General features: G+C 61.7%; 14 protein-coding genes. 6 read left to right on the forward strand and 8 right to left on the reverse strand.

The annotated features are described in order from the left end of the window. From SS05631_RS08040 to uvrA, 4 genes are all read right to left on the reverse strand, one after another. Positions 1-1,575, reverse strand: coding sequence for an adenylate/guanylate cyclase domain-containing protein (locus SS05631_RS08040; RefSeq protein WP_244412348.1), 1,575 nt, complete (start codon positions 1,573-1,575; stop codon positions 1-3). 456 nt (positions 1,576-2,031) lie between these two features. Further along, positions 2,032-5,823: a vitamin B12-dependent ribonucleotide reductase gene (locus SS05631_RS08045; protein WP_095677947.1), complete on the reverse strand. Its 3,792-nt coding sequence runs from the start codon at positions 5,821-5,823 to the stop codon at positions 2,032-2,034. Between the two features lie 697 nt (positions 5,824-6,520). Continuing rightward, positions 6,521-7,324 (reverse strand): DUF72 domain-containing protein, encoded by an 804-nt coding sequence (locus SS05631_RS08050; RefSeq protein ID WP_037425089.1) that lies wholly within the window; start codon positions 7,322-7,324, stop codon positions 6,521-6,523. A 137-nt stretch (positions 7,325-7,461) separates the two neighbouring features. Beyond that, complete coding sequence (uvrA, locus tag SS05631_RS08055) at positions 7,462-10,383, reverse strand: excinuclease ABC subunit UvrA (protein ID WP_037425091.1); 2,922 nt, start codon at positions 10,381-10,383, stop codon at positions 7,462-7,464. Positions 10,384-10,666: 283 nt separating this feature from the next. Between uvrA and SS05631_RS08060 the strand changes: the two genes are divergently transcribed. Then, entirely contained in the window at positions 10,667-11,182 is a 516-nt protein-coding gene (locus tag SS05631_RS08060; protein ID WP_037425073.1) for a single-stranded DNA-binding protein, read from the forward strand. Between the two features lie 162 nt (positions 11,183-11,344). On the opposite strand, the gene SS05631_RS08065 is transcribed toward SS05631_RS08060, so the two are convergent. Then, complete coding sequence (locus tag SS05631_RS08065) at positions 11,345-11,992, reverse strand: MarC family protein (protein WP_037425076.1); 648 nt, start codon at positions 11,990-11,992, stop codon at positions 11,345-11,347. Positions 11,993-12,295: 303 nt separating this feature from the next. On the opposite strand from SS05631_RS08065, the gene gyrA reads away from it, so the two are divergent. Then, complete coding sequence (gyrA, locus tag SS05631_RS08075) at positions 12,296-15,079, forward strand: DNA gyrase subunit A (protein WP_037425081.1); 2,784 nt, start codon at positions 12,296-12,298, stop codon at positions 15,077-15,079. Positions 15,080-15,161: 82 nt separating this feature from the next. On the opposite strand, the gene SS05631_RS08080 is transcribed toward gyrA, so the two are convergent. From SS05631_RS08080 to trxB, 3 genes are all read right to left on the reverse strand, one after another. After that, positions 15,162-16,097, reverse strand: coding sequence for a lytic transglycosylase domain-containing protein (locus SS05631_RS08080; RefSeq protein ID WP_095677948.1), 936 nt, complete (start codon positions 16,095-16,097; stop codon positions 15,162-15,164). A gap of 685 nt (positions 16,098-16,782) precedes the next feature. After that, complete coding sequence (locus tag SS05631_RS08085; protein WP_037425154.1) at positions 16,783-17,679, reverse strand: LysR family transcriptional regulator VtlR; 897 nt, start codon at positions 17,677-17,679, stop codon at positions 16,783-16,785. A 113-nt stretch (positions 17,680-17,792) separates the two neighbouring features. Then, complete coding sequence (trxB, locus tag SS05631_RS08090; protein WP_037425099.1) at positions 17,793-18,767, reverse strand: thioredoxin-disulfide reductase; 975 nt, start codon at positions 18,765-18,767, stop codon at positions 17,793-17,795. A 406-nt stretch (positions 18,768-19,173) separates the two neighbouring features. Between trxB and SS05631_RS08095 the strand changes: the two genes are divergently transcribed. From SS05631_RS08095 to SS05631_RS08110, 4 genes are all read left to right on the forward strand, one after another. Beyond that, positions 19,174-19,644, forward strand: a complete 471-nt coding sequence (locus tag SS05631_RS08095) for an Lrp/AsnC family transcriptional regulator (protein WP_012708105.1) — start codon at positions 19,174-19,176, stop codon at positions 19,642-19,644. Between the two features lie 99 nt (positions 19,645-19,743). Then, positions 19,744-20,556, forward strand: a complete 813-nt coding sequence (locus SS05631_RS08100) for a glycosyltransferase family 2 protein (protein ID WP_037425102.1) — start codon at positions 19,744-19,746, stop codon at positions 20,554-20,556. 20 nt (positions 20,557-20,576) lie between these two features. Beyond that, positions 20,577-21,608, forward strand: a complete 1,032-nt coding sequence (locus SS05631_RS08105) for a glycosyltransferase (protein ID WP_037425105.1) — start codon at positions 20,577-20,579, stop codon at positions 21,606-21,608. Then, complete coding sequence (locus SS05631_RS08110) at positions 21,605-22,627, forward strand: glycosyltransferase (protein ID WP_037425108.1); 1,023 nt, start codon at positions 21,605-21,607, stop codon at positions 22,625-22,627. The genes SS05631_RS08105 and SS05631_RS08110 overlap by 4 nt, the downstream gene beginning before the upstream one ends. Positions 22,628-22,629 lie beyond the last annotated feature (2 nt).

Raw genomic sequence — 22,629 nt, forward strand, 5'->3', positions numbered from 1 at the left:
TCAGCTCTCTCTGCAGTAGGGCGCGGCGGTTGCACTGATCGCACCGCTGCTGATGGTAGCAGGAGCGCTAAGGTGCTCACCGACGGATTCAGCGTCAAGTCCCCACGCAACGCCGCTATCGAACAGTCGACGTATGCCAGCCGGCGCGTGTTGGAGGGCCTGAGGACCAAGGGCGGTCTGGTCTCCATCACATCGTTTCTGCAATTCCTCCGAAGTGGAGACCGCGCGGCTCACCGAGCACCTAACACTACGGTCACCCCTGATTCCGATCCTGGTAACGGGCGTCTCACCGAATTCGAGTCCGATGGCAATCCCGAGCGCCTCGATGCCATCGAGTTCCGTCTGGCACAGTTCGAAGCTCGAGCGCATGCCTCCGGCAGCCTTGACCGCGGCGACTACAGAGTCCGATGCGTTGGTCTCGTGTGCCGTACCCGCCGCGACTAGACCATGGATGCAGTCGCCGATGAACCGGACCTTTCTCCCGAGGAAGTCCTCGCTGAGCGTTGCCGCCAGTTCGCTTCTAATGACATGGAGATTGGCTACCATCTCCCGGATTCGGCCGCCCGCGATGCACTCGTCGACGTACTTGGTGAAGCCGTCGATATCGCCGAAGATGGACATCAGCCCCATCCTGATCGAGTTCGACGGCATGAGCAGGGTGAAGTCGATCGTCTTCAGGGGAGGCGTATGCCGATGGAAGGAGAAGCTCGCGTCGGTTCCGACATCGAGAATGAAGCGGCTGCGCGCCCTCGACGCGGCATTCAGCACTGCTGCATCGGACATCCGCATCGTCTGGAATGCCGCGCGGCCCGACAGCCCACCAATTCCGGTGGTTTGCGCCGGATTGCTCCGCTCTGTGTAGAGCTCATCGAGGCCGAAGAGCGGCTGCATGTCGAGGTCGCGACGAACTTTGTTAGACAGGAAAATGCCTTCCTGATCACCCTCTGCGAGTTTCGCGGCATAGTTCGCAGGGGCGCCCAAAAACAAAGGTTCCCGCTCATCCCTCGTTCCGCTGTTCACGGCGACGGCCGGTCCACTATCAACGCCGACGCGGACCCGGGTTGAATAGCGTCCGTTCTCGGTTGTGCGGCCGACCTCCTCGATGGCTCTCTTTACGGCATCGGCGAAGGCTAGCGCCCGCTCGGCTCGCTCTTGTGCATTCTCCGGGCCCGGCGGCGAGATGATTACTGCATGCATGCGGGAGCCATGGAAGTCGACGCGCTGGGCCTCGTACTCTTCGGCCACTTGGTCGCAGGCCGCGTAGTTAAGATGGAGCATCGAGAGGACTCGCCGATGGCTCGCCTCGGTCTCACGTTCCCGTTCCATCATGACCTCGGCGAAGTCGAGCATCTGAATGTAGACGTGCACCCCATCAACGAGGATGGCCGCATTCCGAGGCACGTCGAAGATAAGGGGCTCACGCTTTCCATCAACCTTCATCCGTTGCTGAATGCTCGCTTGCCGAGCCGCCAGGAACGGCTGATCGAAGGTTCTGAGATTGATTGCAGTTGCGGGGGCGCTCGCCTTGAAGGAGCGAATGCGCTGCGAGCTTGTCTGTTTGGACCAATTCATCATGGCATGCCCTTTCAGATGCATCGGGAAAGCCGACGTTGTATGGGGGCATCTGAGACTCTTGCCACCACTCCGTTTGTTTCACTGTTTGTTCCCTTTGGCACTTTCCGGACGTCGAAGCGTCCGGAAAGTCATTGACATAATGGGTCGTAGGTGCCGTCGTGTTTACTACCTGAGATTGGCCTTCCGGCAATTTGTTGTGCTCACAGGGAAAACCTCAGTGCGTACAACGCTATTGTCTCCTTCGATCGAGCGCTCGCGCACTACCGTTGGATGCGGTTTCCCCCCGCCTTAAATCATCCCCGATGCTTCTTTTCCCGTTCATTCTGTTCTCCATTCCGGGCACCGAGGTGGCCGGAATGCTGTTTAGTCTGTCGCCCAAAAGGTCACGTTAGTGACATCTGAATGGCGCGATGACAAACCTAGTGGCGCGCTACAGGTAGCAGCAACTAACCGCTATTAGCTGCACCCGCTCGTAGCACCGCACGTATCGCACTTCTCGCACGTGCCGTTCCGCACCATCGTGAAGTTCTGGCACTCGGAGCACATGTTGCCGGTGTAGCCCTGCATGATCGAGCGGGCCCGGCGTTCGGCTTCGACCTTCTTGGCTTCCGACTTGGCGGAAGCAGCTTCTGCCGCGGCCTTGTCGGAGAAGAGGGCGGTCACTTCCTGCTCGACTTCTTCGGCGATCTCCTCGGCAAGCTCTGCGGCGCGCTCCTCATAGTCGCGCTTGAAGGCGACGACTTCCGAGGTGGCTGTTGCCGTTGTCGGCTCGAGCTTGCGGACGGCATTGCCGGTGATCGAGGTGACCGTGGCGCCGCCCGAGGCACGGGTCGGGGCGCCGGTCGAGGCACCCTTCGGCTCCGAGCGGTCGCCGGAGCCGCCGACGATCGTCGGCTTGTAGCCGCGGGTCCAGCCGGTCGAGACGAGGTTGGTCTTGCCTTCCTGAATGCCCCGGCCGAGCGCCGTGTTGCTGAAGTCGGAAGTGTCGACGTGCGCCAGGTCGTGGCGGCCGAGATAGGAAACGGCGAGTTCGCGGAACACGTAGTCGAGGATCGACGTGGCGTTCTTGATCGCGTCGTTGCCCTGGACCATGCCGGCCGGCTCGAACTTGGTGAAGGTGAAGGCCTCCACATATTCCTCGAGCGGCACGCCGTATTGCAGGCCGAGAGAGATGGCGATGGCAAAGTTGTTCATCATCGCGCGGAAGGCGGCACCTTCCTTGTGCATGTCGATGAAGATCTCGCCGAGGCGGCCGTCGCCGAACTCGCCGGTGCGCAGATACACCTTGTGGCCGCCGACGATCGCCTTCTGGGTATAGCCCTGGCGGCGGTTCGGCAGTTTTTCGCGGGCGCGGATGACCTTTTCGATGACGCGTTCGACGATCTTTTCCGTCACGGCGACCGCCTGCGCGGCAGCCGGCGCCTGCAGCAGCTCCTCGATCGCTTCCTCGTCTTCCTCGTCTTCGATCAGCGAGGCGTTCAGCGGCTGGGACAGCTTCGAGCCGTCGCGGTAGAGCGCGTTGGCCTTCAGCGCCAGCTTCCAGGAGAGCATATAGGCGTTCTTGCAATCCTCGACGGTCGCCTCGTTCGGCATGTTGATCGTCTTGGAGATCGCACCGGAGATGAAGGGCTGGGCGGCCGCCATCATGCGGATGTGGCTTTCAACCGAAAGATAGCGCTTACCGATCTTGCCGCAGGGGTTGGCGCAATCGAAGACCGGCAGGTGCTCGGCCTTGAGGAAGGGCGCGCCCTCGAGCGTCATCGCGCCGCAGACGTGGATGTTGGCGGATTCGATATCCTTCCTCGAGAAGCCGAGATGCTCGAGGAGATTGAAGTCCATCGAGGCAAGCTGCTCGTCGGTGACCTTCAGCGTGCCCTTGAGGAAATCGGCGCCGAGCGTCCACTGGTTGAAGACGAACTTGATGTCGAAAGCCGACTTCAGCGCCCCATTGACGGCATCGACCTTTTCGTCGGTGAAGCCCTTGGCCTTCAGCGTCGTCGGGTTGATGGCGGGTGCCTGGTTGAGATTGCCGTGGCCAACAGCATAGGCCTCGATCTCGGCGATCTGGCTTTCCGAATAGCCGAGCGTCCTGAGCGCCTCCGGAACGGCACGGTTGATGATCTTGAAATAGCCGCCGCCGGCGAGCTTCTTGAACTTCACCAGCGCGAAATCGGGCTCGATGCCGGTGGTGTCGCAATCCATGACGAGGCCGATCGTGCCGGTCGGCGCGATCACGGTCGCCTGGGCATTGCGGTAGCCATGCTTTTCGCCGAGTTCAACGGCCTTGTCCCAGGCGCTCTTGGCGTGGGCGATCAGCTCCTGATCCGGGCAATCGGTGTGGATGAGTGCGACCGGGTTGACCGACAGGCCTTCATAGCCCGTGGTCTCGCCATGGGCTGCGCGGCGGTGGTTGCGCATGACGCGCAGCATGTTGTCGCGGTTCGGCGCAAAGCCGGGGAAGGGGCCGAGCTTGGCCGAGATTTCCGCTGAGGTCGCATAGGCGACACCAGTCATGATGGCGGTCAGCGCGCCGGCGATGGCGCGGCCTTCGGCCGAATCATAGGGGATGCCGGAGGACATCAGGAGGCCGCCGATATTGGCATAGCCGAGGCCGAGCGTCCGGTACTCATAGGAGAGCTCGGCAATTTCGCGCGACGGGAACTGCGCCATCATCACCGAGACTTCGAGAACGACCGTCCACAGGCGGACGGCATGCTCGTAGTCGGCGATGTTGATCCGCTTGCTGGCGGCATCCTTGAACTGCATCAGGTTGAGCGATGCGAGGTTGCATGCCGTGTCGTCGAGGAACATGTATTCCGAGCACGGGTTGGAGGCGCGGATCGGGCCGGCCGCCGGGCAGGTGTGCCAGTCGTTCATCGTCGTGTTGAAGTGCAGGCCCGGATCGGCCGATGCCCAGGCAGCATAGGAGATCGACTCCCAGAGGTCGCGGGCCTTCAGCGTCTTCATCACCCGGCCGTCCTTGCGGGCTGTCAGCTGCCAATCGCCGTCCGCTTCGACGGCGCGCAGGAAGTCGTCCTTGATCGATACGGAATTGTTGGAGTTCTGGCCGGAGACCGTCAGATAGGCTTCCGAATCCCAGTCGGTGTCATAGGTCTTGAACTGAATGTCCTTGTAGCCCTGGCGCGCGAACTGGATGACGCGCTTGACATAGTTTTCCGGCACCAGCGCCTGCTTGGCGGCGCGGATCTCGCGCTTCAGCGCCGGGTTCTGCTTCGGATCGAAGCAGGCATCGTCGCTGCCGTCGCAATTGACGCAGGCCTTCATGATCGCCTTCAGGTGCTTGGCGACGATCTTGGAGCCGGTGACGAGGGCTGCGACCTTCTGCTCTTCCTTGACCTTCCAGTTGATATATTCCTCAATATCCGGATGGTCGATGTCGACGACCACCATCTTGGCGGCGCGGCGCGTCGTGCCGCCCGACTTGATGGCGCCGGCGGCGCGGTCACCAATCTTCAGGAAGCTCATCAGGCCCGACGACTTGCCACCGCCCGATAGCTTCTCGCCCTCGGCGCGCAGATGCGAGAAGTTGGAGCCGGTGCCCGAGCCGTATTTGAAGAGACGCGCCTCGCGGACCCAGAGGTCCATGATGCCGCCCTCGTTGACGAGGTCGTCGCCGACCGACTGGATGAAGCAGGCATGCGGCTGCGGGTGCTCATAGGCCGACTTCGATTTCGTCAGCTTGCCGGTGAACGGGTCCACGTAGAAATGGCCCTGCCCGGGACCATCGATGCCATAGGCCCAGTGCAGGCCGGTATTGAACCACTGCGGCGAGTTCGGCGCGACACGCTGGGTGGCGAGCATATAGGCGAGCTCATCGCGGAAGGCGCTGGCGTCTTCTTCGGTTTCGAAATAGCCGCCCTTCCAGCCCCAATAGGCCCAGGTGCCGGCGAGGCGATCGAAAACCTGCCGGGCATCCGTTTCGGAACCGTATTGCTCGTCCTTCGGCAGCGCCTTCAGCGCCTCGGTGTCGGGAACAGAACGCCACAGGAAGGAGGGGACGTCGTTTTCTTCGACGCGCTTCAGCTTGGCCGGCACGCCCGCCTTGCGGAAATATTTCTGCGCGAGAATATCGGCGGCCACTTGGGAGAATTGCGCCGGCACGTCGATATCGGCGAGACGGAAGACGATCGAGCCGTCCGGATTCTTGATCTCGCTCGTCGCCTTGCGGAATTCTATCTCGGCATAGGCGGACTGCCCTGCCTTGGTGAAACGACGTTCGATCTTCATTGTCCCGTCCTTTGTTGCCATGCGCCTCGGCGCAATTGTCCCGTCCGGCCGCGAGAGGTCCCGCAGCCAGCTTCAGCTTCCGTATCTCTAGAGGAAACCCAAACCCGGGTCTCCAGTATCTTGTGGTGAGGCTGGCCGCAAACACTAAATATAGTATTAACAGGTTCTTTACGCCAGACTGAAATTGCTTCGACAGCCCTCAATTCGCGCAAAATTCCACCGCTGCGGCCACGCGGAACCATCCGCCTCGGCCACATGTCAGAATTGACGATTTGGGGGATGAACCGGCCTCTCAACTTCCCGGTTCGCCGCCGTCGCAACGTACAATCCATTAATCGTGAATCGCCTTTGGGCGTCAAGGGGTGGTTTGTGACGGAATTTAGAGCGCTATATCTTGTGTGGATCGACTGTGGAAAACGGGGACATCAACCAATCCGTTAAAAATCAGGGAGTTCGGGTAGCCGGCTTGCAACAGGCGGCAGTCGCGACAAAAAAATCGAAGTTTTCACGGGTAAAAAAACAGGTGGGTTGCGCTCCACCGTGCTACTAGCAATTGCGCATCGTGGCGGAATGTGATGCGCCCGCCTCGGTGATTCGGCTCACTACATGTTGTGGCCGCGAATTGGCGTCCGAAGTCCCGGTACGACCCCTTGAATGCGGCACTGCGGGCGCGACACCGGCACTCTTTGCGGGCGCGTCAGTCCACCCGCTTCTGCAGTTCCCGCGCTCCATTCGGCGCATTCACCTTGCCGGAGCTGATGAAGAAGGCAAAGACGTCGCGCCCCGCCTTGTCGGCCTTGCGATCCGGCGCGCTCTTCTCCAGTCCGTCCGGCTCGCCGCCGGCGGCAAAGGTCTTGAGCCTTTCGGCCCAGAGATCGAGACTCGCCGGGGGATAGCAGGTTTTCACGTCGTCGCTGCCTTTCTGCAGCCGCGCGTAGACGAAATCCGCGGTGACGTCCGCGATCATCGGATAGTCCTCGTGTTCGGCGAGAACCGCCGCCGTCTTGTATTTGTGCAGAAGCTCGACGAACTCCGGCACCTGAAAAGTGGGGTGGCGGACTTCCACAACGTGGCGGAGCTTCAGGCCGTCCTGCTTTTCCGGGAGCAGCTTCAGAAAGCCCTCGAAGTCATCCGGATCGAACTTCTTGGTCGGCGCGAACTGCCACAGTATGGGGCCGAGCCGGTCGCCGAGCTCCGTCAAACCCTGCGTCAGGAACCGCTCCATCGATTCGCCGGCCTCCGCCAACACCTTGCGATTCGTCACGAAGCGGCTGGCCTTTAGCGAGAAGATGAAACCGTCCGGAACCTCCGATGCCCATTTGGCGAAGGTCTCCGGCTTCTGCGAGCTGTAATAGGTGCCGTTGACCTCGATTGTCCGCAGCTCCTTGCCGGCGAATTCGAGCTGCCGCTTCTTCGGAAGACCGGCCGGATAGAAGCTCGTCTCCCAGGGTTCGAAATTCCAGCCACCGATGCCGACGCGGATCTTCCCGGTTTCTGCCATCATCTCCTCCTCGATACCCAGAACACTCGTGCTGCTCATCGCATTCGCCGGTCCGTTCTGGACCGATCATCCGACACATAAGCCCTGGCGGATGCGAAGATCATCCGCCACCCGTTTCTCCGCGCAAGCGTCGTTGATCACTCGGCCGCTACGACCTTCCTCACCGGCCGGCGTTCCAGAAGCTCCTTCAGGAACTGGCCGGTATAGGAGCGTGGTTCCTTCACCACGTCTTCCGGCGTTCCCTTGGCGATGACCTCGCCGCCGCCGTCGCCGCCCTCCGGGCCGAAATCGATCACCCAATCGGCGGTCTTGATGACCTCGAGATTGTGCTCGATCACGACAACCGAATTGCCCTGGTTGACGAGTTCATGCAGAACTTCAAGAAGCTTGGCGACATCATGGAAATGCAAGCCTGTCGTCGGCTCGTCAAGGATGTAGAGCGTGCGCCCGGTCGAGCGCTTCGACAGTTCCTTGGCAAGCTTGACGCGCTGCGCTTCGCCGCCCGACAGCGTGTTCGCCTGCTGGCCGATCTTGATATAGCCGAGCCCTACCTGGTTGAGCGTCACCAGCTTGTCACGCACGGCCGGTACGGCCGCGAAGAATTCGACGCCTTCTTCCACCGTCATGTCGAGCACGTCGGCGATCGACTTGCCCTTGAAATGCACGTCGAGCGTTTCGCGGTTGTAGCGCTTGCCGTGGCAGACGTCGCAGGTGACGTAGACATCCGGCAGGAAGTGCATCTCGATCTTGATGACGCCGTCGCCTTGGCAGGCCTCGCAGCGTCCGCCCTTGACGTTGAAGGAGAAGCGGCCGGGCTGATAGCCGCGCGCCTTTGCCTCCGGCAGGCCGGCGAACCAGTCGCGAATCGGCGTGAAGGCGCCCGTATAGGTCGCCGGGTTCGAGCGCGGTGTCCGGCCGATCGGCGATTGGTCGATGTCGATCACCTTGTCGATATGCTCGAAGCCATCGATCCGGTCGTGGTCGGCGGGGTTTTCGCGCGCGCCCATGACGCGGCGGGCGGCCGCCTTGTAGAGCGTCTCGATGAGGAAAGTGGACTTGCCGCCCCCCGAAACGCCCGTGACGGCGGTGAAGACGCCGAGCGGGATCGACGCGGTCACATTCTTCAGATTGTTAGCCCGCGCCCCTACGACCGTGATTTCCTTCTTCTTTTTTGGCTTCCGGCGTTCGCTGGGAACCGCGACGCAGAGTTCGCCGGAGAGATATTTGCCGGTCAGCGACTTCGGATTGGCCATGATATCGGCGGGCGCACCTTCGGCGACGATCTCGCCGCCGTGAATGCCGGCGGCGGGGCCGATGTCGACCACATGATCCGCCGTCAGGATGGCATCCTCGTCATGCTCGACGACGATGACGGTGTTGCCGATGTCGCGCAGATGCCGGAGCGTCTCGAGCAACCGGGCATTGTCGCGCTGGTGCAGGCCGATCGACGGCTCGTCGAGGACATAGAGCACGCCGGTCAGCCCCGAACCGATCTGCGAGGCGAGCCGGATGCGCTGGCTCTCGCCGCCGGACAGCGTGCCGGAATTGCGCGACAGGCTCAGATATTCGAGGCCGACGTCGTTCAGGAAGCGCAGCCGCTCGCGAATCTCCTTGAGGATGCGCACGGCGATCTCGTTCTGCTTGGTGCTGAGGCGCTCGGGAAGCGTTTCGAACCAGTCGCGGGCAGCACGGATCGACATCTCGGTGAGCTCGCCGATATGAAGCCTGTCGATCTTGACCGCCAACGCCTCCGGTTTCAGCCGGTAGCCGGCGCAGGCGGGGCAGGGGGCCGCCGACATGAAGCGCTCGATCTCCTCGCGCGCCCAGGCACTGTCGGTCTCCTTCCAGCGCCGCTCGAGATTGGGCACGATTCCTTCGAAGGTCTTCGTCGTGTTGTAGGAGCGGGCACCGTCCTGATAGTGGAAGGTGATCTTTTCGTCCGTGCCGTGCAGGATCGCCCGCTGCGCTTCCTCGGAGAGCTCGCTCCAGCGATTGCCGAGCTTGAAGTCGAAGACCTTGCCGAGCGCCTCGAGCGTCTGATTGTAATAGGGCGAGGTCGATTTCGCCCAGGGGGCGATGGCGCCGTCCCGCAAAGTCCGATTCGGCTCGGGAACGATCAGCGCCTCGTCGATTTTCTGCTGGCTGCCGAGACCGTCACAGGTCGTGCAGGCGCCGAAGGGATTGTTGAAGGAGAACAACCGCGGTTCGATCTCCGGAATGGTGAAGCCGGAGACCGGGCAGGCGAATTTTTCCGAGAACAGCACGCGCTCATGCGTCTCGTTGAGCGACTTGTTGGCCGAACCGCCGGCGGCCGTCTCTTCCGGCGGCAGCGGCCTGTCGGCGAATTCGGCGATCGCCAGGCCGTCTGCGAGCGTCAGGCAGGTTTCGAGGCTGTCGGCAAGTCGGGTGCCGAGGTCGGGACGCACGACGACGCGGTCGACGACGACGTCAATGTCATGCTTGTATTTCTTGTCGAGTGCCGGCACGTCGGCGATTTCGTAGAACTGGCCATCGACCTTGACGCGCTGGAAGCCCTTCTTCATCAGCTCGGCGAGTTCCTTCTTGTACTCGCCCTTGCGGCCGCGCACGAGCGGCGCGAGGATGTAGAGCCGCGTGCCTTCGCCGAATTCCAGGACGCGATCGACCATCTGGCTGACCGTCTGGCTCTCGATCGGCAGGCCCGTCGCTGGCGAATAGGGGACGCCGACGCGTGCGAAGAGCAGGCGCAGATAGTCATAGATCTCGGTGACCGTGCCGACCGTCGAACGCGGATTGCGGGATGTCGTCTTCTGTTCGATCGAGATTGCCGGCGACAGTCCGTCGATCTGGTCGACATCCGGCTTCTGCATCATCTCCAGGAACTGCCGTGCATAGGCCGACAGGCTCTCGACATAGCGGCGCTGGCCCTCGGCATAGATCGTGTCGAAGGCGAGCGAGGATTTTCCGGAGCCCGAAAGGCCGGTCATCACGATCAGCTTGTTGCGCGGCAGGTCAAGGTCGATGCCCTTGAGGTTATGCTCGCGCGCGCCGCGAATGGAGAGGGTCTTGAGTTCGCTCATCGGAAGCCAGTTTTGCATGTCGGTTGAAAGCCTCCTATGTAATGACGACAACGCCCATGTCGAGGCGCAATCGGCAAAGAGGCGGCTCAATTGCGATTCGGTTGACAGGATAATAAGGGAATATTAGAACAAAAAAAGAACAAACATAAGCCGCGGCCTGCCAAATGAGCTGTGGATTGTGTAGGATGCGGGGCGTATCGGCGGCGGCTCACCGCTAAGATGCGCCCTCTTGAGACATTTGAAAGCCGGGCCGGCGGTTCGGTGAAAACACGGGAAAAGCGATATGGCTGGTAGCGTCAACAAGGTGATCTTGATCGGAAATGTCGGGGCCGACCCGGAAATCCGGCGCACGCAGGACGGCCGGCCGATCGCCAATCTCCGGATCGCCACGTCGGAGACCTGGCGCGACCGCAACAGCGGGGAACGGCGCGAAAAGACGGAGTGGCACAATGTGGTCGTCTTCAACGAAGGCCTGTGCAAGGTCGTCGAGCAATATGTGAAGAAGGGCGCCAAGCTCTATATCGAAGGCCAGCTGCAGACCCGCAAATGGCAGGACCAGAACGGCAATGACCGTTACACCACCGAGGTCGTGCTGCAGGGCTTCAACTCGACGCTGACGATGCTCGACGGCCGCGGCGAAGGCGGCGGCGCCAGAAGTGGCGGCAGCGACTACGGCGGCGGCGGTTACGAGGATTACGACCAGCCGCGGCAATCTCCGGGCGGCGGCCGCTCCGGCGGCCAACCAAACCAGGGCGGCGGCAATTTCTCCCGCGATCTCGACGACGACATTCCGTTCTGATCGGTCAGCGTCAATCGCTCGGAACATATTCGGCCCGCCTCTACAGTGCCGCGCGTCTTTTCAGACGCGCAAAGGTCGCTGTAGCACTTTGAATTGCTGCATGTCTTTGTCCTGAAATCGAAGTCGATTTAAGGACACATGCAGTTGCGGGCCGTTGCGTTTTCAGCCGAGGCTCTGAACTGGGATTTGAAAAGCAGAACGCACGCCGTCGACGACGAACTGAACGGCGAGCGCCGCCAGGATCACGCCGAGGAGGCGGGTGAGGATCGCCCGACCGGTAACCCCGAGGAAACGGTCGATCCGGTCGGCGATCACCAGCGCCAGGAAGAGCGATGCCATCGAGGCGGCGATGACGACGAGGAGTTGGACGCGCTCGAGGACCGAGGGAAAGGAACTGCCGAGCAGGATCGTTGCCGAAATCGCCCCCGGCCCGGCGATCAGCGGCAGGGCGAGGGGGAAGACGGCGATATTGTGGATGTGGTCCTTGGTCACCGCCGTTTCTCCGGTCTTTTCCTTTCGCTCCTGGCGTCGTTCGAAGATCATCTCGAAGGAAATCCAGAAGAGAAGCAGGCCGCCCGCGATGCGGAAAGCGCCGATCGAGATGCCGAGCAGGCCGAGAATGCCGTCGCCGAAAAGGGCAAAGGCAGCGAGGATGAAAAAAGCGATCAGCGAGCCGCGGGTCGCGACCTGGAAGCGCTCCTGCCGGCTCAGACCGACCGTGAGGCTCAGGAAAATGGGCGCAAGGCCCGGCGGGTCTAGCGTGACGAGCAGCGTCGTCAGCGCATTGATCAGCAGATCGGCATCGAACATCCGTTCCCCCTCCGGATCGCCATCCGGGTACCCGGTAGCGGCGCTGCATTCTTAGGCAACCGACGCGCGCTTGGGAAGGGCCGGCTAGCCAAGCGCTGTGCGATAGCCTAAACCGGCTTTACGCGAAGGAAAGCCGGATGCATTCGAGGCTTGCGGAGAAGCTCTTCCGATTTGTGGATGCCTGCCCTAGAAAAGCCTGTTCCGGCGGCAAAAGGCTGTTCAAAACCATTGGCCAAAATTGGCGCTTGAAGCTGCATTCGGCTATAAGAACTGACTGATTCTGAACAAAGATCGTGATCGACATTGACTGAGCAAAGCACTCCCGGCGGCGGAAAGACTCCGCCAGGCATCGAGCCGATTTCCATCATCGAGGAAATGCAGCGGTCCTATCTCGATTACGCCATGAGCGTGATCGTTTCCCGCGCCCTTCCCGATGTGCGCGACGGTCTGAAACCGGTTCACCGCCGCATCCTTTACGGGATGAGCGAACTCGGCATCGATTGGAACAAGAAATACGTCAAATGCGCCCGCGTCACCGGTGACGTGATGGGTAAATACCATCCGCACGGCAACATGGCGATCTACGACGCACTGGCGCGCATGGCGCAGGATTGGTCGCTCAGGCTGCCGCTGATCGACGGCCAGGGCAATTTCGGTTCGGTCGACGGCGATCCGCCGGCGGCCGAACGCTATACCGAGTGCCGGCTGCAGAAGGCGGCCCATTCGCTGCTCGATGACCTCGACAAGGAAACGGTCGATTTCCGCGACAATTACGACGGCACCTTGCAGGAGCCGGTCGTCGTTCCGGCGAAATTTCCGAACTTGCTCGTCAACGGCGCGGGCGGCATCGCCGTCGGCATGGCGACCAACATCCCGCCGCACAATCTGAGCGAAGTCATCAATGGCTGCATTGCGCTGATCGATGATCCGGCACTCGAACTGCCGGAGCTGATGCAGATCATTCCGGGCCCCGACTTTCCGACCGGGGCGCTGATTCTCGGTCGCGCCGGCATTCGCCAGGCCTATGAGACGGGCCGCGGTTCGGTGATCATGCGCGGCCGCGCCCATGTCGAGCCGATGCGCGGCGATCGCGAGCAGATCATCATCACCGAAATTCCCTATCAGGTGAATAAGGCGACGATGATCGAGAAGATGGCCGAACTGGTGCGCGACAAGCGTATCGAAGGCATTTCCGACCTGCGCGACGAGTCCGACCGCCAGGGTTACCGCGTCGTCATCGAGCTGAAGCGCGATGCCAATGCCGAGGTCATCCTCAACCAGCTCTATCGCTATACGCCGCTGCAGACCTCCTTCGGCTGCAACATGGTGGCGCTGAACGGCGGCAAGCCCGAGCAGCTGACGCTGCTCGACATGCTGCGCGCGTTCGTCTCCTTCCGCGAGGAAGTCGTTAGCCGGAGAACGAAATTCCTGCTGCGCAAGGCCCGCGAGCGCGCCCATGTCTTGGTCGGCCTTGCCATTGCCGTCGCAAATATTGACGAGGTGATCAAGCTCATCCGTCATGCGCCGGATCCGCAGACCGCCCGCGAACAATTGATGGAGCGCCGCTGGCCGGCCCATGACGTCGACGCGCTGATCCGGCTGATCGACGATCCCCGCCACCGCATCAACGACGACGGCACCTACAACCTCTCGGAAGAGCAGGCCCGCGCCATCCTCGATCTACGCCTGCAGCGCCTCACCGCGCTCGGTCGCGACGAAATCGGCGACGAACTCAACAAGATAGGTGAGGAGATCCGCGACTATCTGGAAATCCTCTCCTCGCGGCTGCGCATCATGCAGATCGTCAAGGACGAGCTCGCGGCCGTCCGCGACGAGTTCGGCACGCCGCGCCGCACCGAGATCGCCGATGGCGGTCCGGATATGGACGACGAGGATCTGATCGCCCGGGAGGACATGGTCGTCACCGTCTCCCACCTCGGCTACATCAAGCGCGTGCCGCTGACGACCTACCGGGCGCAGCGCCGCGGCGGCAAGGGTCGCTCCGGCATGGCCACGCGTGACGAGGATTTCGTTACCCGGCTATTCGTCGCCAACACCCACACGCCGGTGCTGTTCTTCTCGTCGCGCGGCATCGTCTACAAGGAGAAGGTCTGGCGCTTGCCGATCGGCACGCCCCAGTCCCGCGGCAAGGCGCTGATCAACATGCTGCCGCTCGAACCCGGCGAACGAATCACGACGATCATGCCGCTGCCAGAGGACGAGACGACCTGGGAGAACCTGGACGTGATGTTCTCGACGACGCGGGGCACCGTCCGCCGCAACAAGCTTTCCGACTTCGTCCAGGTCAACCGCAACGGCAAGATCGCGATGAAGCTCGAGGAGGAGGGCGATGAGATCCTCTCCGTCGATACCTGCACGGAATTCGACGACGTGGTGCTGACGACGGCCTGCGGGCAATGCATCCGTTTCCCGGTCTCTGATGTCCGTGTCTTCGCTGGCCGCAACTCGATCGGCGTTCGCGGCATTTCGCTCGCCGACGGCGATCGGATCATCTCGATGGCGATCCTCGCTCACGTCGAAGCCGAGCCGTGGGAGCGGGCGGCCTATCTGAAGCGGTCGGCAGCCGAACGCCGCGCCGCAACCGGCGAGGAAGAAGAGATCGTGCTTGTCGGCGAGGAGGTCACCAATGGCGGCGAACTCTCCAACGAGCGCTACGAGGAACTGAAGGCGCGCGAGCAATTCGTGTTGACGGTCTCCGAAAGGGGCTTCGGCAAGCGCTCCTCGTCCTACGACTTCCGCACTTCCGGCCGTGGCGGCAAGGGCATCCGTGCCACCGATACATCGAAAACTGCGGAAATCGGCGAACTCGTCGCGGCCTTCCCGGTCCAGCACAACGATCAGATCATGCTGGTCTCCGACGGTGGCCAGCTCATCCGCGTACCTGTCGACGGCATCCGCCTGGCAAGCCGGGCCACCAAGGGCGTTACGATCTTTTCGACCGCCAAGGACGAGAAGGTCGTCTCCGTCGAGCGGATCAGCGAGCCGGAAGGCGACGATGAGATCGAGGAGATCGTCACGGCCGGCGAGGCCATCGTTGCCGAACCGCCGGCCGACGCCGACGAGTGAGCAACTCGCCACACAGGAAAAAGCCCGCCTATGGCGGGCTTTTTTGTCGGTGAGGCACGGCCGGAATGACAGCGCTCGCCGGTCAGTTCTTGAAGACGATGCAGGCGCCGCCGCTGCGGCGAATCGTCGTGCAGAGCTTGTCCGCCTCGCTTCGCGTCTGGCGGCCGATGCGGGCTGCATAACGCGTTCTGCCGCCGAAGCTGCCGTTGCGCTCGCGCACAACGAGCGCCTTTTCGCCGTTGATCGGCGCCGGCAGTCTTTTCACGGCGTTCAGGAACAGGCGGTGCGCGATGGTTTTCCTCTGGTGGGCCGCCAATTGAACGCCCCAGGGCGCCCATGGCGCCTCGTCCACAACGACGATTTCGCGCAGCCGCCGGCTGTTGGCGAGCGCGACACAGCCGTCCAGGAAGCTCTTGGCCTTGTCGAGCGCTAGATCGAGCGATTTCGGCGGGTTGTCGCGCCAGTCCTCCACCGGGTGGGCGGTGATCGCCAGAACGTATTCGCGCGTCTCATAGGGCAGCCAGTCAACCTCGAGAAACCGTTCGAGGCCAGCCTCTCCGGCATTATAGGCGGCCGCCGCAAAACCGAGATTGCCGTAGCGGAGCTTGAGTTCACTCAAATACTCGGCGGATTTGGCGAGCGCCGCCACGGCGTCGAAACTGTTTGTGAGACCGCGCAGCTTCGCCGTTCCCGGCATGAACTGCGCAATGCCCTCGGCGCCTTTCGGGCTGACAGCGTCCGGCTGGAACAAGCTTTCGCGCCAGATCAGCCGAGCAAAAAACGGCGCCGGCAGGTCGTTCGCATCCGCATAATGCTCGATGATGCTGCAGACGTCCCGCGCGAAGTTCTCACGGGTGATGCAGAGGGGGATTGATGGATTTTCCGTAGAGACACCGGAGTAAAGGCACTTTCGCGCGGTGACCGGCGCGTCGGTCCGAGCCTCGGTCACATCGGCCAAGGCGGCTGCGGACAGGTACAGCGCCAAGCCGGCCCCGGCAGCACGCGCCAGACGTCCCATTCGGTTACCCCAGATGTGGCATCGGCCCGCTCTGCTCGGTATGACCATATGGCTCCTCGGCGATGAACGAGTGAACATCAATAGCATTTTCGCCGGAGGCAAGAAACTGCGCAGACGCGGCAGACGACCGAGGATAATCTTCTCATGGCGGCGGGCAAAAAAAAGGGCCGCAAGCGAACTTGGGCCCTGTCAGTTGTGAAGGTTTCATAACCTCCAGAGGGGAACAGCTGATGCGGCGGCCGGGGAGGAGGAAGCCGCCAGATGCACCAACTGAAAGCTATATGGGGAGCGCGTCGCGCGCGTTCAATGGCTTCGCCGCAGATTTTCGCAACTGATGGCTGTGCCTATTTGCGGGCAAAAAAAGAGGGCCACAAGAAAACTTGGGCCCTTGTAGTTGTGAAGGTAATTAGAACCTCCAGAGGGGAACAGCTGCTGCGGTGGCACTGGGAGGAGAAGCCACCAAAGATGCATCAGCTGGATTTGGTATGCTGCTTTTTTGAGCGAGGGGCAATCATTTAATATGCATGACAGCCATGCCGCCTGCGCATCCCTGCCTATTTTTGCGTCGCACAGTTTCGTTGCGATGCGATATAGTTTTAGATGGTAGGCGAAAACTATTAAAGAAAACAAATGGTTGATGCGGGTATGGGGCGACTGCCCACAAAGCGGGCAATCGCTCTGCAGCTCAAAAGTTCCAGTTGCGCGCCTTGGCGACAATAAAGTCGCGAAAGACCTTGAGCTTCGCAGCGTTCTTCATTTCGTCCGGATAGCAGAAATAGGTATCGAATGAGGGGATCGCCGCGCTGATCGGCAGCTGGATCAAACCGGGATCCCGGCCGACGATGTAGTCGGGGAGCATGGCAATGCCGATTCCAAGCAGGCAGGCACGCTTGATCGAAGTTTGACTGTTGATCTGCAGGTGCGAGACGCGCGGATTGTCCGGATCCCGCCCGGCAATCTCCAGCCAGTTCACGTCCAGCAGATAGTTTGGTGCCGGTTCGCCGAAGGTGATGATGCGGTGGTTGTCGAGATCCTGGATCGACTGCGGCTCGCCGTTTTTGTTGATATAGGAGGGCGCGGCATAGATGTGCATGTGCACCGTGAACAGCTTGCGCTGGATCAGGTCCGATTGCTGCGGCTGGCGCAAACGGATGGCGCAGTCGGCATGCCGCATGTTCACGTCGAGCTCTTCATTGTCGAGGATGAGCTGGACCTGGACGTCGGGGTAGAGGGCCATGAACTCCTGGACCTTGTCGGTCAGCCAGCCCTGGCCGAGGCCGACGGTCGTGGTGATGCGCAGCTTGCCGCTAGGCTTGTCGGTCGTTTCGCTGAGCTGCGCCTTGACGCTCTCGAGCTTCATCAGCACTTCGTGCGCCGTCCGGTAGAGCATATCGCCCTGTTCGGTCAGAATCAGTCCGCGCGCGTGGCGGTGAAACAGCTTGATGCCGACATCCTGTTCGAGCGCGCTGACCTGCCGGCTGATGGCGGATTGCGAGAGGTGGAGTTTATCTGCCGCATGCGTGAACGAGCCGGCCTCTGCCGCCGCATGAAATATGCGCAGTTTGTCCCAGTCTAGCGACATGAAATCCCCCATAAGGACCGTTCGGAGGAACAGGGTAGAGTCCTCCGCGCGTCACCGATGCGTCTGTTCCCACACGGGGCCGGCCTCCCGACACTAGCCCCGTTTTGCAGCTTCTATTCGGCTGCAATTGCGACGGGCATATGACCCGCCAGATATTTCTCCGCCTCGAGTGCCGCCATGCAGCCCATGCCGGCGGCGGTGACGGCCTGACGATAGATGTCGTCGGTCACGTCCCCGGCAGCAAAGACCCCGGCGACATCGGTCGCGGTCGAGTCCGGCGCCGTCCAGAGATAGCCGTTCGGCTTCTGGCGCAGCTTGCCCTTGAAGAGTTCGACGGCCGGCGCATGACCAATGGCCACGAAGACGCCATCCGTTCCCATATCCGAAATTGCCCCTGTCTTGGTATTGCGGAGCTTCACGCCGTTGACCGAGGCAGGCATAGGCGGCTTTGCCGGCGTGCCGAGATACTCGACCACCTCATGGTCCCAGACGATCTGGACGTTCGGCTTGGCGAACAGGCGTTCCTGCAGAATCTTTTCGGCCCGGAAGGCATCCCGGCGATGCACGACGGTGACCGTCTTGGCCAGGTTCGAGAGGTAAAGCGCCTCTTCGACGGCGGAGTTGCCGCCGCCAACGACGATCACGTCCTTGTTGCGATAGAAAAAGCCGTCGCAGGTGGCGCAGGCAGAAACGCCGAAGCCCATGAAAGTCGGTTCGCTCTCGATGCCGAGCCACTTGGCCTTGGCGCCGGTCGCGATGATCAGGCCATCGGTCGTCCATTCGGTACCGCTGTCCGTCTTGATGCGGAACGGCCGCACGGAAATATCGACATCGGTGACGATGTCGCTGACGATCTCCGCGCCGACATGCATCGCCTGCTTCAGCATCTGTTCCATCATCCACGGGCCCTGGACCGGATCGGCATAGCCCGGATAGTTCTCCACATCCGTCGTGATCATCAGCTGACCACCTTGCTCCATGCCGGCGATGAGAACTGGCGAAAGCATGGCGCGGGCCGTATAGATCGCTGCGGTGTAGCCTGCAGGGCCGGAGCCGATGATCAGCACTTTGGTGTGGCGGGCGGTCATGCTTTGGTCCTTAATTTGCCGGACGGACGGCTGGTCGAAGTCAGGCTCGGGTTCGATGCTGGAAAATATCGCCTTAGTTTAGGTATTCACGGCGCGCTCTTTCAAGGGCACTGCTGCTGATACACACAAGTGCTTGCGTCCGCACCATGAATTTGACACCAGATCGGGCATTTTTGCATCGCTTTTGCCGGAAAGCAGGTAATCCCGTACCTGCAACCCGGCGAGATCATGCAGGGCACCTTCGACGGCAGAAAGGTTTTTGTGCACGCCGGGCGCAGCACTCTCGTTCAGAGACGCGGTTACGTGCTACCCACAGGGTTAAGATAAAATCGCCTCGGCGAGACCGGCTACGGCGGACGAGAAAGACCTCGTGCACCGGGGTCCATGGAAACGGGGATGTTGGCAAATGGTCCTACGCGTCGACCTCGATGCAATCGACATGAAAATCCTGCGCGAACTGCAGGGTAATGGCCGCATGACGAATGTGGAATTGGCCGAACGCGTGGGCATCTCGGCGCCGCCATGCCTGCGCCGCGTTCGCAAACTCGAAGAGGCAGGCGTCATCCGCGGCTACCGGGCGCTGCTGAATGCCTCCGCCCTCGGTTACGATCTCGTCGCCTTTTGCATGGTCGGGCTGAAGCACCAGTCGGACGCCAATCTCAAGGCCTTTGCCGCCCGCACCGCCTCGTGGCCGCTCGTCCGCGAGGCCTGGATGGTCTCGGGTGAATCGGACTTTCTGCTTCAATGCGTGGCCGAGAACCTTGCGGCCTTTCAGGATTTCGTTATTGAGGAACTCACCGCAACCGACAATGTCGATACGGTGCGTACGATGCTGACGATCCGCCAGGTGAAGGACGCCTGCCAGGTGGAGATCTAGCGAAGCGTCGCCGCAGCCAATTCGTCAGGGCGAGCTGGGCAGCAGAACCCTGATACATGAGCCTTTCGCGCCACGCAGGCGGCCGGTCAGAAGATTTCCATGACGTCAAAGCTTCCGCTCTCCGCTTTCATCATCTGCTTGAACGAGGAGGCCTATCTCGGCAATTGCATCGAGAGCCTCGAGCAATGCGCCGAGATCGTCATCGTCGATTCAGGCTCGACCGACGAAACGGCGGCGCTGGTGCAATCCTATATCGACAGGGGCTGGCCCATCCGCTTCATGTGCGAAGAATGGCGGGGCTATGCCGGGCAGAAGCAATTCGCCCTGGAGCAGTGCCATCAGCCCTGGTGCTTCAACATCGATGCGGACGAGCGGTTCGACGAAGCGTTGAAGGCTCTGTTGCCGTCGCTCCTGAACGCCCCTGACGACATCGTCGGCTGGCGCGTGGCGCGGCGCCCCTATCTGATCGGCTACGGCTACCCCCCGGAAAAGGTGCACGAACGGCGCAATCTTCGTCTGGTCCGCCGCGGCCGCGGCCGCTACGACCTGGACCAGAAGGTGCATGAAGGGATCGTCCCGGACGGCCAGGTGGGCGCCGCCCGCTCCGGCAGCCTGCTGCATTATCGGCCGCTGATCCTCGACGAACAGATCCTCAAGGAGAACAAGTATTCGACGCTCAAGGCGGATCAGCAGTTCGCCGAGGGCAGGGTGATGCGGCCCTACAAGATGCTGTTCGGCCCGCCGCTCTACTTCTACCGGCTCTATTTTCGCAACGGCCTATGGCGCTGCGGCTTTCCAGGCTTCATCGAAGCGATGACCGGGGCGGTCTACGCGTTCCTGACCGCGGCCAAGATTTATCAGCGGCATGCGCTGAAAGTCCGGCCCAATGTCGACGACGCGCTTTCCCGCTAAGGCCCCCGGACAGGTGACCCATGAAAGTCATGCATATTCATTTCGGCAAGGAAGGCGGCGCGGAACGGTTCTTCGTCAATCTGGTCAACGCCCTGCATGACCGTGGCGTCGAGCAACGCGTGCTGATCCGCCCCGGACGTAGCTGGCGCGGCGAAATCGAAGGCAGCGCCAAGATCTACGAAGGCGTCTTCCGCCGGATTTCGTTGTCGCGGTTTTTCCTGCAGTGGCGGATGTCGCGCATCCTCCGGGAGTTCCGGCCGGATGTCATCATGGCCTGGCAGCTGCGCGCCAGCCGCTTCATGCCTTCTTACAAGAAAGCCTTCCGCATTTCTCGTCTGGGTGACTATCCGGAGCATCTCGGCTACTACACCAATGTCGAGACATTGGTTTGCATCACCCCGGACATTGCCACCAAGGTTCGCGAATTCGGATGGCGCCGCGATATCGAAGTGATCGCTAATTTCACGCGGGCAACGCCCGTTGCACCGATATCCCGGTCTGAGATGGGGACGCCCGCCGACGCCTTTGTCGTCGTCGGCATGGGACGTTTCGTCAAGCGCAAGGGCTTCGACGGGCTGCTACGCGCCGTCCAGAAGGTCGAGGGCGTCCATCTTTGGCTGCTCGGAGACGGGCCCGAACGGAACGAGCTGGAGCGGTTGACCGACACGCTCGGCATAGGCGATCGTGTGCGCTTTCCCGGCTGGCAGACCAATGCCTATGGTTACCTTGCCGCGGGTGACGTCTTCGCGATCAATTCCTCGCATGAGCCTCTCGGCAATGTGTGCTTCGAGGGTTGGGGCGCCGGCAAGCCGACCATTGCCGCACGGGCCGAAGGGCCTTCCTGGGTGATGACGCATGAGCGCGATGCCTTGATGGTCGATTGCGGCGATGACGAGGGTCTTGCCAACGCGATCCGCAGGCTACGCGACGATACGGTGCTGCGCGAAAGGCTGAGTGCCGGCGGCCGCGACACGCTGCAGACGCGCTTTTCCGAGAGGGCGATCACCGACGCCTATCTCGAGCTCTTCGCAAGAGGTGCAGCGCAGCGATGAAGGTCATGCACTTTCACTTCGGCAAGGATGGCGGAGCCGAGCGTTTTTTTGTCCACCTCGTTAACGCCCTGGCCGAACGCGGCGTCGAGCAGACAGCGGTCATCCGGCCCCAGCGCCTGTGGCGTCCTGAAATCGAGGGCGCGGCGAGGATAACGGAAAGCCATTTCCGCAACCTGTCGCTCGATCGGCTGGCGCTGCCGCGCAAGGTGATGCGGATGGCGACGCGCGACAGGCCGGACGCTCTGATGGCCTGGGCTCCGCGCGCCAGCCAGCTGATGCCGGCCTACAGGGGCTGCATCAAGATTTCCCGGCTGGGCGACTATCCGCCACGCCTCGATTACTTCCGCAACACGGACTGCCTCGTCTGCAATACGCCGGGAATTGCCGAGCATGTCCGCTCGCTCGGCTGGAAGCGCGATGTCGAGATCATCTCGAACTTCACCAGCACCGAACGGGTGCAGCCTGTCAGCCGGGCGGTGCTCGACACGCCGGAGGACGCGCCCGTCATCATGTCGATGGGCCGCTTTGTGGAACGCAAGGGCTTTCATACGCTGATCGAAGCGGTCGCCAAAGTGCCCGGCGTTTACCTCTGGCTGCTCGGCGACGGCGAGGAAGGGGACAACCTTCGGAGACTTGCCACCGATCTCGACGTCGTCCAGAGGGTCCGCTTCGCCGGCTGGCAGAAGGACACGAGACCGTTCCTCGCAGCCGCCGACATCTTCGTCATGGCTTCCAGCCACGAGCCGCTCGGCAACGTCATCCTGGAGGCCTGGGCCCAGGGAACGCCGGTCGTCTCCAGCCGATCGGAGGGGCCGCAATGGTTCATGCGCGACGGCGGAAACGGTCTTATGGTCGATATCGGCGATGCCGACGGCTTCGCGCGCGCGATCGAGCGGATTGCCAACGACCGCAGCCTGGGTACTGCGCTCGCCGAACGAGGACACGAGACGCTGGTCGGCCAGTTCTCCAGGGAAGCGATCACCGACGCCTATCTGAGGCTGTTCGCTTCGAAGCAGTAAGC

It is taken from the genome of Sinorhizobium sp. CCBAU 05631 (assembly GCF_002288505.1).
Lineage (GTDB): Bacteria > Pseudomonadota > Alphaproteobacteria > Rhizobiales > Rhizobiaceae > Sinorhizobium > Sinorhizobium fredii_C.

What these genes read in the sequence shown, in the direction of transcription:
- SS05631_RS08045 (WP_095677947.1), bottom strand. Translation starts at nt 5,823, where the DNA reads ATGAAGATCGAACGTCGTTTCACCAAGGCAGGGCAGTCCGCCTATGCC.
- SS05631_RS08105 (WP_037425105.1), top strand. Translation starts at nt 20,577, where the DNA reads ATGAAAGTCATGCATATTCATTTCGGCAAGGAAGGCGGCGCGGAACGG.
- SS05631_RS08110 (WP_037425108.1), top strand. Translation starts at nt 21,605, where the DNA reads ATGAAGGTCATGCACTTTCACTTCGGCAAGGATGGCGGAGCCGAGCGT.
- SS05631_RS08100 (WP_037425102.1), top strand. Translation starts at nt 19,744, where the DNA reads ATGACGTCAAAGCTTCCGCTCTCCGCTTTCATCATCTGCTTGAACGAG.
- SS05631_RS08080 (WP_095677948.1), bottom strand. Translation starts at nt 16,097, where the DNA reads ATGGGACGTCTGGCGCGTGCTGCCGGGGCCGGCTTGGCGCTGTACCTG.
- uvrA (WP_037425091.1), bottom strand. Translation starts at nt 10,383, where the DNA reads ATGAGCGAACTCAAGACCCTCTCCATTCGCGGCGCGCGCGAGCATAAC.
- SS05631_RS08065 (WP_037425076.1), bottom strand. Translation starts at nt 11,992, where the DNA reads ATGTTCGATGCCGATCTGCTGATCAATGCGCTGACGACGCTGCTCGTC.
- SS05631_RS08050 (WP_037425089.1), bottom strand. Translation starts at nt 7,324, where the DNA reads ATGGCAGAAACCGGGAAGATCCGCGTCGGCATCGGTGGCTGGAATTTC.
- SS05631_RS08060 (WP_037425073.1), top strand. Translation starts at nt 10,667, where the DNA reads ATGGCTGGTAGCGTCAACAAGGTGATCTTGATCGGAAATGTCGGGGCC.
- SS05631_RS08085 (WP_037425154.1), bottom strand. Translation starts at nt 17,679, where the DNA reads ATGTCGCTAGACTGGGACAAACTGCGCATATTTCATGCGGCGGCAGAG.
- SS05631_RS08095 (WP_012708105.1), top strand. Translation starts at nt 19,174, where the DNA reads ATGGTCCTACGCGTCGACCTCGATGCAATCGACATGAAAATCCTGCGC.
- SS05631_RS08040 (WP_244412348.1), bottom strand. Translation starts at nt 1,575, where the DNA reads ATGATGAATTGGTCCAAACAGACAAGCTCGCAGCGCATTCGCTCCTTC.
- trxB (WP_037425099.1), bottom strand. Translation starts at nt 18,767, where the DNA reads ATGACCGCCCGCCACACCAAAGTGCTGATCATCGGCTCCGGCCCTGCA.